This window comes from Pseudoalteromonas sp. J2K-J599 (genome assembly GCF_059295115.2).
The window spans coordinates 523,525-539,340 of record NZ_CM200271.1 but is presented as its reverse complement, the minus strand read 5'-3'; the positions used below and the strand labels follow the sequence as shown (position 1 = coordinate 539,340).

Genomic DNA, 15,816 nt, shown 5'->3' with positions numbered 1-15,816 from the left:
TGGTTACATACATCGAGGATGAAAAATTCGCGTAGGCGTGAAGCTCGCTCACGCAATTTGATAAATACGTAAAAGCTGCGCTTTTAGTGCGCCAGCAAGCAAGGCGCCTACATGGTCACCTACACCGAGGGCGAAATCCACGTAGGCATGTCATTCCCTACAAACATCAAACTATTGCAATCTATTCGCTTTAGGAGCCACTTACGTTTGGTAAAACTGTAACATTCGTTTGATTATTAAATTTTTGTTTCCAGTTTAAATCACAAATACCGTCAGTTGGTGAAAAAGCAGTAGGTGCGGTTAAAAGTAATCTACGTATTTCTTGATGATCTGTTTCGTCACAGGCTAACTTAAGTTTATCTAAAAATGGAGACAGCTCACTCCATGGCATTTTAATTTCTTGTGCACTTAGGATTCTTGGATGGTCGGTGCCAATAACGTTGTCTCCTATAAGGAGCTCTTCAAAAAGCTTTTCACCTGGGCGTAAACCTGTGCATTGTATTTCTATATCGCCATTTGGTCGTTTTGCGTGTTTAACTTCAAGCCCTGACAAGTGAACCATTTTAATAGCTAAATCTTTAATTTTAACAGGCTCTCCCATATCGAGTACAAACACGTCACTTCCCACACCCATTGCGCCGGCTTGAATAACTAGCTGAGCTGCTTCTGGAATTGTCATAAAGTAACGGGTTATGTCTTGGTGGGTTAGTGTTATTGGACCACCTGCTTTAATTTGCTTTCTAAACAGGGGTACAACAGAACCTGACGATCCTAAAACATTACCAAATCGAACCATGGTAAAGCGTGTTGTGTCTTGGATTTCAGATAGCCCTTGCAGTACTAATTCAGCCATGCGCTTAGTAGTACCCATTATATTTGTTGGGCGTACTGCTTTATCTGTTGATATAAGAACAAAAGTTTCTACCTTTGTATATATGGCCGCAGTTGCTAAATTATAGGTGCCGTAAACGTTATTACGTACGCCTTCTACAACATTATGTTCAACTAAAGGTACATGCTTATACGCTGCGGCATGGTAAACAGTTTGAACACTAAAAGTAGAAAATGTTGACTCAACTAATTTTTTATTTTGAATAGAGCCCAGTATTGGCAGTATTTCAATATTTAAGTCATTTTTGGCACAAAACTCTGATAACTCTTTTTCAATTGCGTAAAGCGCGAACTCAGAAAGTTCAAATAGCACTAATTTAGTCGGACTATTTTTTACTATTTGCCTACAAAGCTCAGAACCTATAGAGCCGCCGGCACCTGTAACCATTACAACTTTATTGGCTATATTTTCCGACATTAGATCTTGACGAGGCTGCACTGAATCACGGCCTAGCAAGTCATCAATTTCGACATCTTTTACTTCGTCAAGATTAGTTGTTCCTGCAACAATATCTGCCATACCAGGAACAGTCATAACTTGTAATTTAAATTTTTCTATTGCGTTAAGCACTTCTTTTCGACGACTGCGAGATGTACTTGGTAACGCCAATAATATTTTATTTGCACACTTTTGCTTTGCAATTTCAGCAATTTGCGACGGTGCATGCACACAAATACCTTGAATTAACGATAAATGCTTTTTAGGGTCGTCGTCTATAAATGCGACTGGTGAGTATTCAGGGCCATTTGCTAAGGCAGTTGCTAATTGGCGGCCAGCAGAACCTGCTCCATAAATAATTACGCTTTCTTTGCGACGCATAGTTATTTGGCCAACTACAGCTCGCACGGTTAGCCTTGCACCACCAACAAATAAAATACAAAAGCTGGCATAAATAAAAGGAACGGTGCGTGGTACTGCTGCACTAAGAAAAAAAGATAAAATAGTTAAATAAACGGTCGAAAGTACTACACCGGCAATAATGGCCCACATAGCTTGAGTGTTCATATAGCGCAGCACAGCCCTGTAGAGCCCAAGCTTTACAAAGCTTAATAAACTAAGCGGCAATAATGCTGATAATAAAATCCAAGTATGTGTATTTTTTAAAACGGCGGTGCTGTCTAGCCTTAATAAAAAAGCCAGCCAAAAAGCTACAATTATAAATACGCTATCGATGAGGAGAGAAATAATTCTTTTTTGAGGACGAGGTAAATTAACTAAAAATTTTAAAGACACAATACATTTCCCTGAAGCTAGCAGTAAGCCTACTATTCTATTGATTACAATTTTACTACAAGATGAACAACTATTGCACTTAATAAATAAAGACTATATGTAAATATTTATATAGTCTTTATGTATTTGGTTGTTTTTTTTTGTAATTTTTTGTACTATTGCGGCTTACTATTTTACTCTATCACCGCTTCCCTTACCTGCAACAGTTTGGAATATATAGCTAAAGTAGTTTTTTAAATTTAATGTGCTAATCATTTTATAATCAGTCTCAGCTAATAGCTCTGGTGTAGACATATCAATCTCGTTAACTTGAGCTAAACCTGTAATACCAGGGCGAACATCATATATATTTTTAGCATCACGAGCTTTTGTTAGCTCGTCTTGATTAAACAGCCCTGGGCGAGGTCCAACTAAACTCATTTCACCTTTTAGTACATTCCATAGCTGTGGTACTTCATCTAATTTTGTTTTACGCAAAAAGCCACCAAATGGCGTTATAGATGATGTACTTGCTAAGTGACTAGCAACTGATGCAGTATCCACTGACATTGTTCTGAACTTTATTAAGGTAAAAGGCTTTTTATTCTTCCCAACACGCTCTTGCATGAATATAGGCGAGCCCGTATCGAATAAACCAATAAGGTATAAAATCACTAAAAACGGCATCGCAAAAAATAACCCTAAAAGTGATAACAAAAAGTCGAGTAAGCGTATCATTTATAAATCCATTAATTATTTTTTAGCCGCAAGCTTAAAACCATGCTCAACTGAGTATGGCGGCTTCCAATTAAGTGTCTCTTTCGTATGCGTGATATCTAATTGCAATGAGCCTATAAGTCTATCGACCATATCACTTTTATTGAGCAACTTGCCCACTAATTTAAAGCACCAAACAGGTATTGGCAAAGCAAGGTTTTCTCTATTTTGCACCTTTGCCATTAGAGCTGCCATTTCAGCTGTTGACAAATCATTATCATCGCTCGCTAAAAATATCTGATTCGCAGCTTTTGGGTGTTCTATACATATTTTAAGCAGATCAACTAAGTTATATACTGACACTAGACTACGTTTGTTGCCTTTAATCGATCTAAAAGGTAATGGAAAACCTTTTCCTATAAAACGCATAAGTGAGGCAAAGTTTGCCTTTACGCCTTCTCCATAAACTAATGGTGGACGAATAATTACAATCTCCATGCCCGTAGTTTCACCAAGTTTAATTAGACTTTGCTCCGCTTCAGCTTTGGAAACACCATAAGGATCTGCGGGCAAACGTTTATCAAACACAGAAAAAGGCAGACCGTTTGATGTAGACTCACCATTTACTTTGATAGAACTTAAAAAAATGAATCGCTTTACGCCCGCATCTGCGGCCTGACGCGCTAAATTTAACGTGGCGTGGGTATTTACAGCACAAAACTCAGAAAGTGGATCAGAAGATGGGTCTTTCATAACGTGTACTCTAGCAGCGCAGTGAACAACATGAGTAACTCCATTGAGAGCTATTGTATAGTCTGCGCTATCACTAAGTTCGCTTTGAAAAAACTTATGCTGACTATGTAACAAAGGAGTTCTACCTAAAATAATAACTTCGTTATCATTGAGTTCTGTTAAAAGCTGCCCGCCTACAAAACCATTAGCTCCTGTTAATAAAATACGCTCAACTGACATTAATGTTTCCCCCTAGGATCGAAATTTTTAATCAACCCCTCTAGCACCTTTCTAGCTTTCAATGGCAGTAATGCTTTAAAAACAGGATAAAAAACACCAATGTGTGCTTTTAAACCTAAAGATAAAGCTCTACAACCTTTATAGCCAATCATTGCTTGTTGCCATGCTACTTTTAAACTATTTCTAGCGTAGGTGTTATCTGTAATTCGATAGCGAATTAACGGCTCACAAATGTTTGCAAAATGTGCACCTTGTTGAGCGCAACGAAACCACAACTCATAATCCTGTCGCCGTTTCAGACTTTTTGTGTAAGAACCTGCATTAAGCACAACATTCTTTTTAAACATAACAGATGGATGAATAAGTGGACAGGTCCACATAAGCTTGTATATGTCATCGTGTTCTGAGGGTACAGACCTCACCGCTATAGATTCACCATTTTCATTAATATCCTCGGCAGGACTGCCTAAAATATCAACGATTGGGTTATCTTGCATAAAAGCCAGTTGCACCTTAAAACGGTTTGGCTGAGCAATATCATCAGCATCCATTCTTGCTATTAAGTCATACTTACATATTTTTAAACCTTCATTTAATGCATAGCCTAACCCATAGTTTGAAGATAAATGATGAACAACAAAAGTTTCACTATATTGAGATTTATACTTTAATATAACAGCTTCCAGCTCATCAGTTATGGGACCATCAACAACCAATACAACTTCGCTAGGCAACACACTTTGCTTAACAAGTATGCTATCTAATGCCTCAGCTAGCCAATTGGGTTTTTCTTTAGCATAAACTGAGACTAATACTGAAAATGGTGTCATTTTAACAATATATCCTCAATATCAGAGCTCGCCATGCCTTGAGCGATACAGAAGCCATATAAATTTAGCAGCTCTAAATATGCTCGCTGCTTAACGTAGCTAGGCAATAGTTTATTGCTCTTGATTATTTTCGTTATCTTCTCGGGAATAATCTTGTCTAATACGTTAATTTTAAATGAATCTAGATCCAAATCGAAATATAAGTCCACTCCTCTTTTTTGCTGGTGCCAACCTAGCTTATTTTCTAGTAACTCCCTAAGTAAGACTTTATTCGTTAAGGAGTTAAAATCAAATTTTTTATTTTTAGGAAGATTAAACACATATTTAGCTAAGCTTGATGCTAGCCAAGGGAAGTTTACATCGGCACCTAAGTGCTTTGTAGATGCAACCGTTTTCCCCATCATACATTGGTGATCATGAAAAGCACCACGTGAAAAAGCTCTAAAATCTATAAAAGATAACTCTTGTGTTTTGGCTTCTATTTTTGAAAAATACTTATTAAGGTCATAGCTTGAACCAATTGGAAAAAAACACGCAAGTGCTGACAAATCACCATGAGACTCAGCTGGTGAGCGTAAGTACCATTTTAAACTGTGACAAGATTTAGGGAGCATCTTCCAAATACCCATTTTTGCCAACTTAAATGAGCGAATCTGATGTTCTGATGGCAAGTACCCGAATGTTTCATCATTTCCGAGACCATCAATTATGACATAGTCGCTAGGGTCAAAGTTAGGGTTGTTAAAGAAAGTTCGCAAGCCAAATAAAAAGAATAAAAAACCTTGATCTAAAACCGGAGTATTCATATTTTCACAAGCTGAAAGAAAAATACTTTTATCAAAGCTAGTTATAATTTCGTCTACTTCTACAAAGTGTGCAGTGTGACCAAGTTTATTACAAATATTTGTAATATAGTCTTTTAGTTTGCTGTCATCGCGCCTTAAAAAAGTTAGAGTATCAATTTTCATCCCTAGGTGTGAGTAACCTAAAGCAAGGCCCATTGAGTCTTTTCCATCGCTCAATAACAATAAAGGACGTTTACAACTATCAACATTTTTTAATGACTTTGCAATTTCATCAAGCAAAATGTCTTCACTAGCATCACTATCAGCTTCATAGGAATCAGATAACATACGATAAGGGTACTTAGTAAAATCTTCCAAGCCCTGCTCTGATAGCTCGGTATTTTGATTTGGGTACAATACACTATAAGGGCAAAGCATATGTTTTGCGAAAGTCGCAATATGTGCAGTACTTAATTTATTTCTCAATTCAGGATCACCCATTACTGTTTACCACTTCACGGTAAGCTTGTTGATATTTCTTTGACATTGTACCACTACTAAAGTGTTGGTTTACAACGGCAATCGTAGCGTCAGCCATGCATTGCCTGTCGAACTTTACTAGCTCTACGAGCTTACTATATAAATCAGTGTCACTTTCTGTTTTGAACGTTACACACCCATTTGGATTCAAAGCATAAATTTCTTGATGTGGTTCTATATCTGACAAAACAGATGGTAACCCGCATGACATCGCCTCAAGCACGGCATTAGGCATACCTTCAGCACGAGAAGCTGATATGAAATAATCTGCCATTCGTAAGTAATCAGATACGTTACTTACTTTACCAAAAAATTTAAACTGTGAACTCTCAGCGGCAATTTTTTGACACTCACCTCTTTGCTGCCCATCTCCTATAAAAATCAACGTATCGTCAGGATATTCGGTTAAAAATAGCTTAAAAGCAGCCGCAACAGTTACTGAGTTTTTTCTATTATCTTTGCCCAAAGATGATATCCACACATTACTATTTTCGTTAATACCGTACGTTTTTCGAAGAGACGATTTTTGTTTTGAATCAGCAGGGTAAAAATTTAGTGTATCAACCCCATTAAGTGCTGTAACAGCATCATTTATATTGTAAGTTTTTTCAAGATTATCTTTTACAGCATCAGATACGCAGCATACTTGTGATACTTGTCGCAGTGCTCGGATTTGCTGGTAAGCCATAATACTGCCGATAACACGGCCATATGTCATTGGAAAATCTAATTGGGGAAAGTTTCGTATAGTACACAAGACAGGCACTTCATCTGTGAACTTGGATGCAAGCACATCACCACGAAGGCCTTGTGAGTGGATTACGTCAGGTAGCTCTTTTTCAATTATACTCTTCACTTTGCCTTTGGCTAAAAACACCCCCTCTAACCGTGACAGATTAAGCTGATAATGTTTAATACCCAACGCCTTAAAGTCATTTAACCTACTTTGAGCAGGCTCTTGTGAAAGTGTTACGAGTACTGGCGTTATATTCGCAGGGAGGTTACTAATAATATAGTAAAGCTGAGATGTAGGGCCTGCTTTTTGTAATGTTGATACCAAATAAAGAATTTTCAATCTATTCACCGTAAAAAAAATAACTGATAGTTATAAGGGAAGTCGCTCATCAATGCTAAGAAATACAATAAGCAATAACCAGAAATAGCTAAATAACCAAGGATTTTATCTTGCCCTTTAAAAAGAAGCAAAAATGAGGGGAGCAAAACCGCATTTGCCGGTAAGCAAATCATTTCTCTAACCCTTGCTGATACTATACCAAAATCAATTAATACCAGCATAATACAAGTACCATATACATAAATAGGAATAAGAATATCATTATATGACCATTTATTTTTCAGTAGGTGGTAATACTTAATGTAAAAAAAGCACCAAAAAATATGAAATAAAACCGTCCCACTTAGCACGCTTTTACCGTCAGCATACTCGCTATTTGTGTACTTGATTATTCTTGATGTATTTTCTAAACCAAATCCGCTGGCTACTTCAGGGATCATCATACCAACACCGCCCAAAGCCGCGATGATAAAAGACACAATGGCAATTAAAGTCATGACAGTTCTGGACTTAAAATATCTTACAAAGTAAAGAAAAAGTGCTATAAAAGCGAAACTATGAAACATACCAGCTAAAAAAACCACTGCTACGTGTCGGAAAAACCACCCGTGATAAATACAATAAAAAGAATAAAGTAATATACCGGAGGCCATAGAGTTTCTAATTTGCCCCATATCCTTAAAAAAGTATTCATCTGAAATATAAACTAAAATACTTACTAAAAAAAAAGGCGATAACTTGCGAAAAGCTCTAAATTTCAGATAAATAGAAATAGAAGAAAAAGCAAAAATAAATAGGAAAAAATCTCCGCCTATAGCTTTAATAAATAGAGCAAATAATGCAAAACCAGACTCAATTGGCGTTGTTATAGAAACTGGATATATAAATAGACCTAATTTCGAAATATCGGTTATGTTTTCATATATGTACTGATACTGAAAATAATCTGTAGAAGCATACCTTGATCCAACTAGAAATGTAAAAAAAAGTAATGTAACGAGATAGAGATAAGACTCTTTTGAATGCCTGTCGATTGATAAAAGTGAAAGCAGAACAAAAACAAAAAAAACGATATAAAAAATCATAAAAAACTCAAAATGGGAACATAATATTCAGTTATATTCGAAAGGTTAAATCTAAGAGAGAAATTACAGAGAGTCTCAGGCCTTTTAGTTAAATTTACCGTTTCGAAGTAGCATTTGCAGTATAACTGCTTCTCTACTAACCAAAGCCAATAAGTAAAATTATTTTTCCTGTACATATTAATCAACGCTGCTTATATCCAGCCTTTCACTAATAATTATCAAACCCTAATTTATATTCCCTAATCTATCAGCTTCAGCTCATTTACCAAACAATGTCTATTAACACTTAATAGACAGCGCCTAATAAAAGTTTTTGCTAATAATTTATTAAATCTCCCATGTAGAAAAGTTTAAAGCCTATATGAGTAAATTCATTGGAGGCATGGGTGGTTAAGATATTAAAGAAAAATTAGCTAAAGCCCTGCCTTTCTTAAACCGAACTATAGCTTTCATATAATTCCTCTTAAAGTGTAAGATTTATACCCTTTAACGTTTATTTAGTTTAAAAATACGAACTATTAAGTACAACTATTATTAGATGAGTCAAGGCAAAAACCTTAACGAAGAGTTAAACCATTATTGCTAATCAATCTTCATTAATATTTCTATAGTCTTCAAACTGGGTTCTTCTCGGATGCTTGCTATTGAACTTTATGTTGAACCAGTCAAAAATTCTAGATAACTCGTAAAAGTATTTATTAAATTTAAAGTCATCTAAAGGCATTTCAATGTGTTTCAATACGTCCATTGAATTTTGGCAGCTTTCATTTGTAAACATATTAATACTATCGAGATGTTTCTCCTTTAACTCTACCCTTTTATCTTTTTCCATACTAATAAATTCATTAATAATATCTTCAATCTTAAGTAGTGGTAAATTTAGCCCTTTTAAATTGTACTCATGCTGCCAAACGTCACAGAAATATCCATAAGTATTCGGTTCTACCATGTTTTCTACACCAACTATACTAGGGACGCCTAATGATGATGCTTGGATAATCGCAGTACCACTACCGATAAATAAATCATAGTTCGATACAGTTGAATCAAAACTTGAATAATCTAAGGTGCCTTTTAAAGCAATGCGATCTTGTAAATTAGCTTTATTTATTTTATCTTGAATTTGATGCTTTAATTGCCCACTTCCATATATATCGAACTGTATATCAACACCTTTGAGTCTCAATTCTTTTATCACATCAATCATATAAAAATTATAGGTTTTGAATTCAACCAATCGCCCGACAGCTGCAATTTTAACAGGGGCTACTAGATCACCAGATAGTGTTATTATCTTTTTATCTATAACACCTAGTCTAAATGTATTTGATTTCTCAAACTTCTGCTTTTTATGCTTAATATACAGCTCTCTATTACCTTCTGAGAAGAAAGACAATGATTCCTCTGGAAGATATTTAAATATGAATTTCCTGTTTAACTTTTCATGCCAAGCAACATCATCACCGCCCCACAGGTACTTAATATAATGATAAAAGCCAACTGTAACTGGAATGGTTTTTTTTAATTTTTGAGCTAACCTGTAACCAAGTAAAGCATGCATACCATGATAGACATGAATTTGATCAATCGATTTTAAATTAGCTACAAGCCTTTCTTCATCCACTTGACATAATAGTGGTAAGCGACGGCATAAAAGTGCTGGGCCATGAAAAATATCCTTTGGAAAAATCACATTAGCGTATTTTTTCATTTCAGATAGCAACTCGGCATTACTCAGTTCGGGTTTCGATAGCAGCAAAATAGATGTATGTAAGTTATTTTTAAATCGCTCTTTTGCCATTCTTACGAAAAAAGTCTCGATCCCACCTACAGTTAGGGCTCCATAAATAAATAACATTGACTACCTTTTTATTATTAAGTTTTTTAATATTATTGCATTCTCAAAAACTCTACTAACATAAAGTAAGCAAGTAAAAGTGAATAAAACAACCCATATCAAATAGAAATATTCTAAGCTAGCACTTGTTAGCACCATTATAGATGTAGCAACAACATACGAAAGTATGATCATATACATTTTTAGTCGTGGTATTTTACGCCATAAGCTCATACTAGCTTCTGTTTTAAAAGTAAAAAAAACAAAAAATGCTAATACCGTAGCTAATGCAGCTCCAGCTGCGCCAAAGTTCGGAATTAACAAGAAGTTCAGCAAAAAATTAACCAAAAACGCTGAAAGTGAAGCATACATTGAATACTTTGAGCGTCGAGTTATACCAATACCAACACCTGTTGTTTCACTTAACATATAAAATAACGGCATCGCTATACAAGCTACAAGTAAATATTCAATAGCTTGGTACTGCGGTGGTAAAAACCAAGGTACTAGAAAGGAGCCAATCCCAGCTAAAGACCATATGAACGCTACCAGAATAATCATATTATCAATTACACGTTGCACTTTTGTTTGATCAACCTCGCTCTTAGCCCATTTATATAAAATTGGATGCCAAAGGTTAGAAAAAATACTAGATACAACAGATACTGAACCAGCAATTGAAGCAGCTAATGCGTAAACACCTAATTGATCAAAGCCGGATAAGCTTCGTAAAAAAAACCGGTCCATTGTCGTCAGCCCCCAATATGCTATCCCACCTGCAACTAATGGAAGACTAAAATGAAGCATTTCTTTTAAAAGCACAACATTTATACTTTTCTTAAGAGCTGGCAGCCAAGTATCTTTAGTCAAGCATAAAAAAACCAGCAATGATGAAAAAACAGCGAGAATATTCATTAACATCAATGTTTCAAAATCAGCTTTTAAGTTCAATATCATTATTAAACTAATAAATATAAATAAAAATAATTTTGGAGCTAATTGAGTTGCTGAAAAGACTAAACCACGTTCTTGCATCCTTACAACATGCACTAAAAAGTTAATAAAAAAACTAGCTAAGACTCCTACCAACAACAGAAAAGTAAGTAAAGCTGAGTCAATCCCAAATAGCAGTTTGGACATTGAAAATGGCAGTATAATTATAATACCACTCACTAGAAGTAAAGCTGCCAAGCCTGGGATAACACAAGCTTTAAATAAGGCTTGCTTATCATCCTCTTCATGATATTCACGTACATAAGCTTGATGCATAGCTAAGCTAAACAATGATACTGATAGGCTTAGCACAACTTGCAGCATAGTTAAGCGACCAACATCTTCTACCGAAAAAAACCATGCCACAAATGGTAGGGTAACTAAACTTAATAAAGCAGCGCCTATGGGCCCTATAGAGAATTGTAATATTGTTTTTGCCTTCAAACAAAAAACTCCAAAGCTATTTTTATAACCGTGTCTAGGTCCTCATTTGTCATGCCATAATAAAGAGGTAAACGAACTAACTTTGAACTTTCAACCGTTGTGTAATTATCACAACCTAAAAACACACCAAACTGCTTTCCTGCTGGGCTTGAGTGTAAGGGTATGTAGTGAAACGGCGTAGTAATGTTGAATTTTTTCATATGGCTTATAAAGTCATTTCGCTCTTTATCGGAGCTCAATTTTATATAAAACATATGCGCGTTATGTGTTAATGAATCCGGAATATGAGGTAGCTGTTCAGCCTTTAGTTTTAGGCTAAGTTTATTGTAATAACGTTCCCATATTGATAAACGGAAATTATTTATCGTGTCTGCTGCTTCCAGTTGAGCATATAAATATGCCGCTTGTAACTCGCTTGGTAAAAAGCTCGAGCCTATGTCTTGCCATGTGTATTTATCAACAATACCATGTAGGAACTGGCTACGGTTTGTTCCTTTCTCACGTATAATCTCAGCTCGTTCAACTAGCTTAGGGTCATTAATTAAAATAGCCCCACCTTCACCACCCGATGAGTAGTTTTTAGTTTCATGAAAGCTATAACAGCCTATATGGCCTAGAGTTCCTAGTGCTTTACCATTATAGGTAGACATTACGCCTTGCGCTGCATCTTCTACTACCCACAATTCATATTTTTCTGCGATAGCAAGTATTGTATCCATTTCACAAGCTACACCTGCGTAATGTACTGGCACTATTGCTTTTGTGTTAGCCGTAATCGCAGCTTCAATGAGTGTTTCATCAATATTCATTGTGTCCGGACGAACGTCAACAAATATAATTTTTGCACCACGTAATACAAACGCATTCGCTGTAGATACAAATGTGTATGAGGGCATTATAACTTCATCACCAGGCTGAATATCAATCAAAATAGCGGCTAGCTCTAACGATGCTGTACATGAGGGAGTCAGTAATGCTTTTGTTGTGTTGAAGCTGTCTTCAAACCATTTTTCGCATTTTTTAGAGAAATAACCATCGCCGCATAACTTGTCTGATGCAACCGCTTGCTCGATATACGCTAATTCTGTACCTACTTTAGGAGGTATATTAAAAGGAACCATTGTTATCTCTTAAAAATTCAATTTCTAGTTCAAGTAAATTTTTCTTTCTTTCTTTTACACGCTTTGCTGGATTTCCAACGTAAATCCCCCAAGGCTCAGTCGTTTTGTTTACTAGAGACATGGCACCTACAGAGCAGCCCTCTGCAAGCTTTACTCCTGGAAAAACAATTGATCCAGCACCGACAATTACATGCTTAGCTAAATGCACATGTTTTTTTGTCTCTTTTTTATATTTAGTCGGTATCGTAGGGTTTGTTAAAGTTCGACCAGAGTAATCATCCGACTGACTAAATACTTGTACTTGATAAGCTAAACCTGAAAAGTCATCCATTTGAATACCTTTCTCACCGCCAGCAACTAGACAAAATGGTGCTATATGGACATATTGACCTATTTTTACATTACCTGAAATAATACAAAAATCATCAATTCGGCTGTTATTACCAATCTCAATTTGGTCAGGATTATATATTGCAGCTTTGTCGCTAATTTTGACATTCTTACCAAGCGCTTTAAAGCCAACGCTTTGTAATTCAATATCTGTTAAATATGCCATTTTATAATTACCCTATGAATAAACCACCATTTACAGGAATATTCGCACCTGTAATGTATGAGCAACAATCACTCGCAAGAAATGAAGCTACATTAGCAATTTCTTTTGGCTCAGCCAGTCGTCCTAGTGGAATGTTATCTTTTATGTCTTGCAATATATCAACTCTAATATTCTTCATCATTTCGGTGTTTGTATAACCCGGAGATATTGTATTAACTAAAATATTACTTCTAGCACCTTCTTGCGCTAATGCCATTGTAAATCCATGGACACCAGCCTTCGAAGATGAATAATTTACTTGACCTGCCTGACCCTTTTGACCGTTAACAGATGAAATATTAATTATTTTTCCACCGCCGTTCTCTTTCATTATTTTATATATTGGTTGTGTAATATAAAATAATGAATTTAGATTAGTATCGATTACACTTTTCCAACTTTCCAATGACATTTTATGAAAAAAACTATCACTTGTAATACCTGCATTATTTACAAGTAAATGAACTGAACCTTCAAGCTCACTAATTTTAGCAATCATCTCTTCAACAGCTAATAAACTTGTGACGTCGCACTTAAATAAGCGACAATCATTTGATAGAGAATTTACCCAAGAATCATTTGCTTCTTGATTATCAGCCCTTGATATACCAACAATAAAAAAACCATCCTGGCTTAGCTTCTGGGATATAGCTAAACCAATACCTCTTGTAGCACCAGTCACTACAGCTATTTTTTTCATAACTAACTCACTTTATAATTTCAGCTGGCAATACTTTTTAGATACTGTCCGTAACTATTTTTTTCTAGTGGCTTAGCTAGTCTTAAAACTTCTTGCTTTGTTAACCAGCCATAATTTAATGCAATTTCTTCTAAGCAAGCTATTTTATAGCCTTGTCGCTTTTCAATTGTTTCTACAAATTGAGCCGCTTCAAGTAAGCTTTCATGCGTGCCAGTATCAAGCCAAGCAAAGCCGCGACCAAGTATTTCAACATTAAGCTTATTTTGCTTTAAATAAATTTCATTTAAGCACGTTATCTCTAGCTCACCTCTATGCGAGGGCTTAACTTGTTTTGCTATTTCAACAACAGAATTATCGTAAAAATATAAACCGGTTACTGCTAAATCAGACTTTGGTTTAGCAGGCTTTTCTTCAATGGAAATAGCCTTTTGCTTCTCATCAAATTCAACAACACCAAAACGTTCCGGATCTTTTACTTGATAGCCAAATACAGTCGCCCCTAGTCCGTTCTTAGCATTCTCAACCGCATGCTTTAACTTAGGTGAAAACCCTTGCCCATAAAAAATATTATCGCCTAGCAATAAACAAACGTCGTCAGAGCCAATAAACTCTTCACCTAAAATAAATGCTTGAGCCAAGCCATCTGGGCTTGGTTGTATCGTGTAACTAAGCTCAATGCCAAAGCGTGAGCCATCACCTAATAATCGTTTAAATGATTCTTGATCTTCAGGTGTAGTAATAATTAAGATTTCACGTATTCCCGCTAACATCAACACAGAAAGCGGATAGTAAATCATTGGCTTATCATAAATTGGGAGTAACTGCTTGGATACACCCATAGTAATTGGATAAAGGCGTGTACCGGAGCCTCCGGCAAGGATAATTCCTTTCATGCTATTTTCCTTTAGCTGTCATATTTATTTCGCCCAGACGCTCACGCTGATATGAACCATCTTGTACGTTTTGACACCACCTTTGATTATCTAAATACCATTGAACGGTTTTACGTAGGCCTGTTTCAAAGGTTTCGACCGGTGTCCAGTTTAGCTCTGCACTCATTTTTGATGAATCAATAGCATAACGTCTATCGTGACCAGGGCGATCTGCCACGTATGTTATCTGTTCTGAGTACGGGGAGTCCTTAGGCACTAAAGTATCTAGAATACTGCAAATACTTTTAACAACTTCAATGTTTTGCTTTTCATTATGACCACCAATATTATATGTTTCACCAATTTTACCTTCAGTCACTACCTTATATAAAGCTCGAGCATGGTCTTCTACATATAACCAATCACGAATTTGATCACCTTTTCCATAAATCGGTAGTTTTTTACCTTCAAGGGCATTAAGTATTACTAATGGTATTAATTTTTCAGGGAAATGATATGGCCCATAGTTATTTGAGCAATTGGTTACAATTGTAGGAAAGCCATAAGTACGTAGCCATGCACGAACTAAGTGATCGCTAGATGCTTTACTTGCTGAATAAGGACTGCTTGGTGCATAAGATGTTTGTTCAGTAAACAGAGGTAGCGCTTTACTCAACGCATTACCCGCTTGCTCATCTGGGTGAGGTAAATCACCATACACTTCATCAGTAGATATATGATGAAACCTAAAAGCGAGCTTTGCGCTATCTTCGAGTGAATTCCAGTACTCGCGAGCAGCTTCTAATAAAGTGTAAGTTCCTATAATATTGGTTTGAATGAATTCAGCGGGGCCTGTAATTGAGCGATCAACATGGCTCTCTGCAGCTAAATGCATTAAAGCATCTGGCTTGTGCTCGGCAAACACACGGTCTAGGGCTGCACGGTCACAAATATCAACTTGCTCAAATTTATAACGCTCATTATTTACAATAGAATTTAATGATTCTAAATTACCAGCATAAGTTAATTTATCGATATTAATAACTGAATCATTAGTGTTTTCTATGATATGGCGAATTACAGCAGAGCCTATGAAGCCTGCGCCACCGGTAACAATAATTTTCACGCTAATCCTTAAATTTAAAA

14 protein-coding genes are annotated in these 15,816 nt (G+C 36.0%); all 14 read right to left on the bottom strand.

The genetic code is table 11. The features are described from left to right. Positions 1 to 190: 190 nt before the first annotated feature. The 14 genes from AC5NT5_RS02325 to rfbB all read right to left on the bottom strand — a co-directional run bounded on the left by AC5NT5_RS02325 (position 191) and on the right by rfbB (position 15,796). Positions 191 to 2,125 carry a polysaccharide biosynthesis protein gene (locus AC5NT5_RS02325; protein WP_494513290.1) on the bottom strand — a complete coding sequence of 645 codons (1,935 nt, stop codon included), beginning with the start codon at positions 2,123 to 2,125 and terminating at the stop codon, positions 191 to 193. A 168-nt stretch (positions 2,126 to 2,293) separates the two neighbouring features. Beyond that, the gene (locus AC5NT5_RS02320; protein ID WP_494513289.1) at positions 2,294 to 2,842 is read right to left on the bottom strand and encodes a sugar transferase; all 549 of its coding nucleotides are present in this window, start codon (positions 2,840 to 2,842) and stop codon (positions 2,294 to 2,296) included. 15 nt (positions 2,843 to 2,857) lie between these two features. Further along, entirely contained in the window at positions 2,858 to 3,793 is a 936-nt protein-coding gene (locus tag AC5NT5_RS02315) for a UDP-glucose 4-epimerase family protein (RefSeq protein ID WP_182716430.1), read from the bottom strand. After that, positions 3,793 to 4,623 (bottom strand): glycosyltransferase, encoded by an 831-nt coding sequence (locus AC5NT5_RS02310; protein WP_182716431.1) that lies wholly within the window; start codon positions 4,621 to 4,623, stop codon positions 3,793 to 3,795. The genes AC5NT5_RS02315 and AC5NT5_RS02310 overlap by 1 nt, the downstream gene beginning before the upstream one ends. After that, positions 4,620 to 5,909: an adenine nucleotide alpha hydrolase family protein gene (locus tag AC5NT5_RS02305; protein WP_494513288.1), complete on the bottom strand. Its 1,290-nt coding sequence runs from the start codon at positions 5,907 to 5,909 to the stop codon at positions 4,620 to 4,622. The genes AC5NT5_RS02310 and AC5NT5_RS02305 overlap by 4 nt, the downstream gene beginning before the upstream one ends. Continuing rightward, positions 5,902 to 7,023, bottom strand: coding sequence for a glycosyltransferase (locus AC5NT5_RS02300; protein WP_494513287.1), 1,122 nt, complete (start codon positions 7,021 to 7,023; stop codon positions 5,902 to 5,904). Before AC5NT5_RS02300 ends, AC5NT5_RS02305 begins: the two co-directional genes overlap by 8 nt. 5 nt (positions 7,024 to 7,028) lie before the next feature. Continuing rightward, positions 7,029 to 8,108, bottom strand: a complete 1,080-nt coding sequence (locus AC5NT5_RS02295) for an EpsG family protein (RefSeq protein WP_182716434.1) — start codon at positions 8,106 to 8,108, stop codon at positions 7,029 to 7,031. Positions 8,109 to 8,694: 586 nt separating this feature from the next. After that, entirely contained in the window at positions 8,695 to 9,966 is a 1,272-nt protein-coding gene (locus tag AC5NT5_RS02290) for a glycosyltransferase (protein WP_494513286.1), read from the bottom strand. A gap of 3 nt (positions 9,967 to 9,969) precedes the next feature. Next, positions 9,970 to 11,382, bottom strand: a complete 1,413-nt coding sequence (locus AC5NT5_RS02285) for a lipopolysaccharide biosynthesis protein (RefSeq protein ID WP_182716436.1) — start codon at positions 11,380 to 11,382, stop codon at positions 9,970 to 9,972. Next, entirely contained in the window at positions 11,379 to 12,503 is a 1,125-nt protein-coding gene (gene rffA / locus AC5NT5_RS02280) for a dTDP-4-amino-4,6-dideoxygalactose transaminase (protein WP_494513285.1), read from the bottom strand. Before rffA ends, AC5NT5_RS02285 begins: the two co-directional genes overlap by 4 nt. Then, entirely contained in the window at positions 12,490 to 13,059 is a 570-nt protein-coding gene (locus AC5NT5_RS02275; RefSeq protein WP_494513284.1) for an acyltransferase, read from the bottom strand. Before AC5NT5_RS02275 ends, rffA begins: the two co-directional genes overlap by 14 nt. Positions 13,060 to 13,066: 7 nt before the next feature. Continuing rightward, positions 13,067 to 13,798, bottom strand: coding sequence for an acetoacetyl-CoA reductase (phbB, locus tag AC5NT5_RS02270; protein WP_182716439.1), 732 nt, complete (start codon positions 13,796 to 13,798; stop codon positions 13,067 to 13,069). Between the two features lie 20 nt (positions 13,799 to 13,818). Beyond that, positions 13,819 to 14,691, bottom strand: coding sequence for a glucose-1-phosphate thymidylyltransferase RfbA (gene rfbA, locus AC5NT5_RS02265; RefSeq protein WP_494513283.1), 873 nt, complete (start codon positions 14,689 to 14,691; stop codon positions 13,819 to 13,821). Position 14,692: 1 nt separating this feature from the next. Then, the gene (gene rfbB, locus AC5NT5_RS02260; protein WP_494513282.1) at positions 14,693 to 15,796 is read right to left on the bottom strand and encodes a dTDP-glucose 4,6-dehydratase; all 1,104 of its coding nucleotides are present in this window, start codon (positions 15,794 to 15,796) and stop codon (positions 14,693 to 14,695) included. Positions 15,797 to 15,816: the final 20 nt, after the last annotated feature.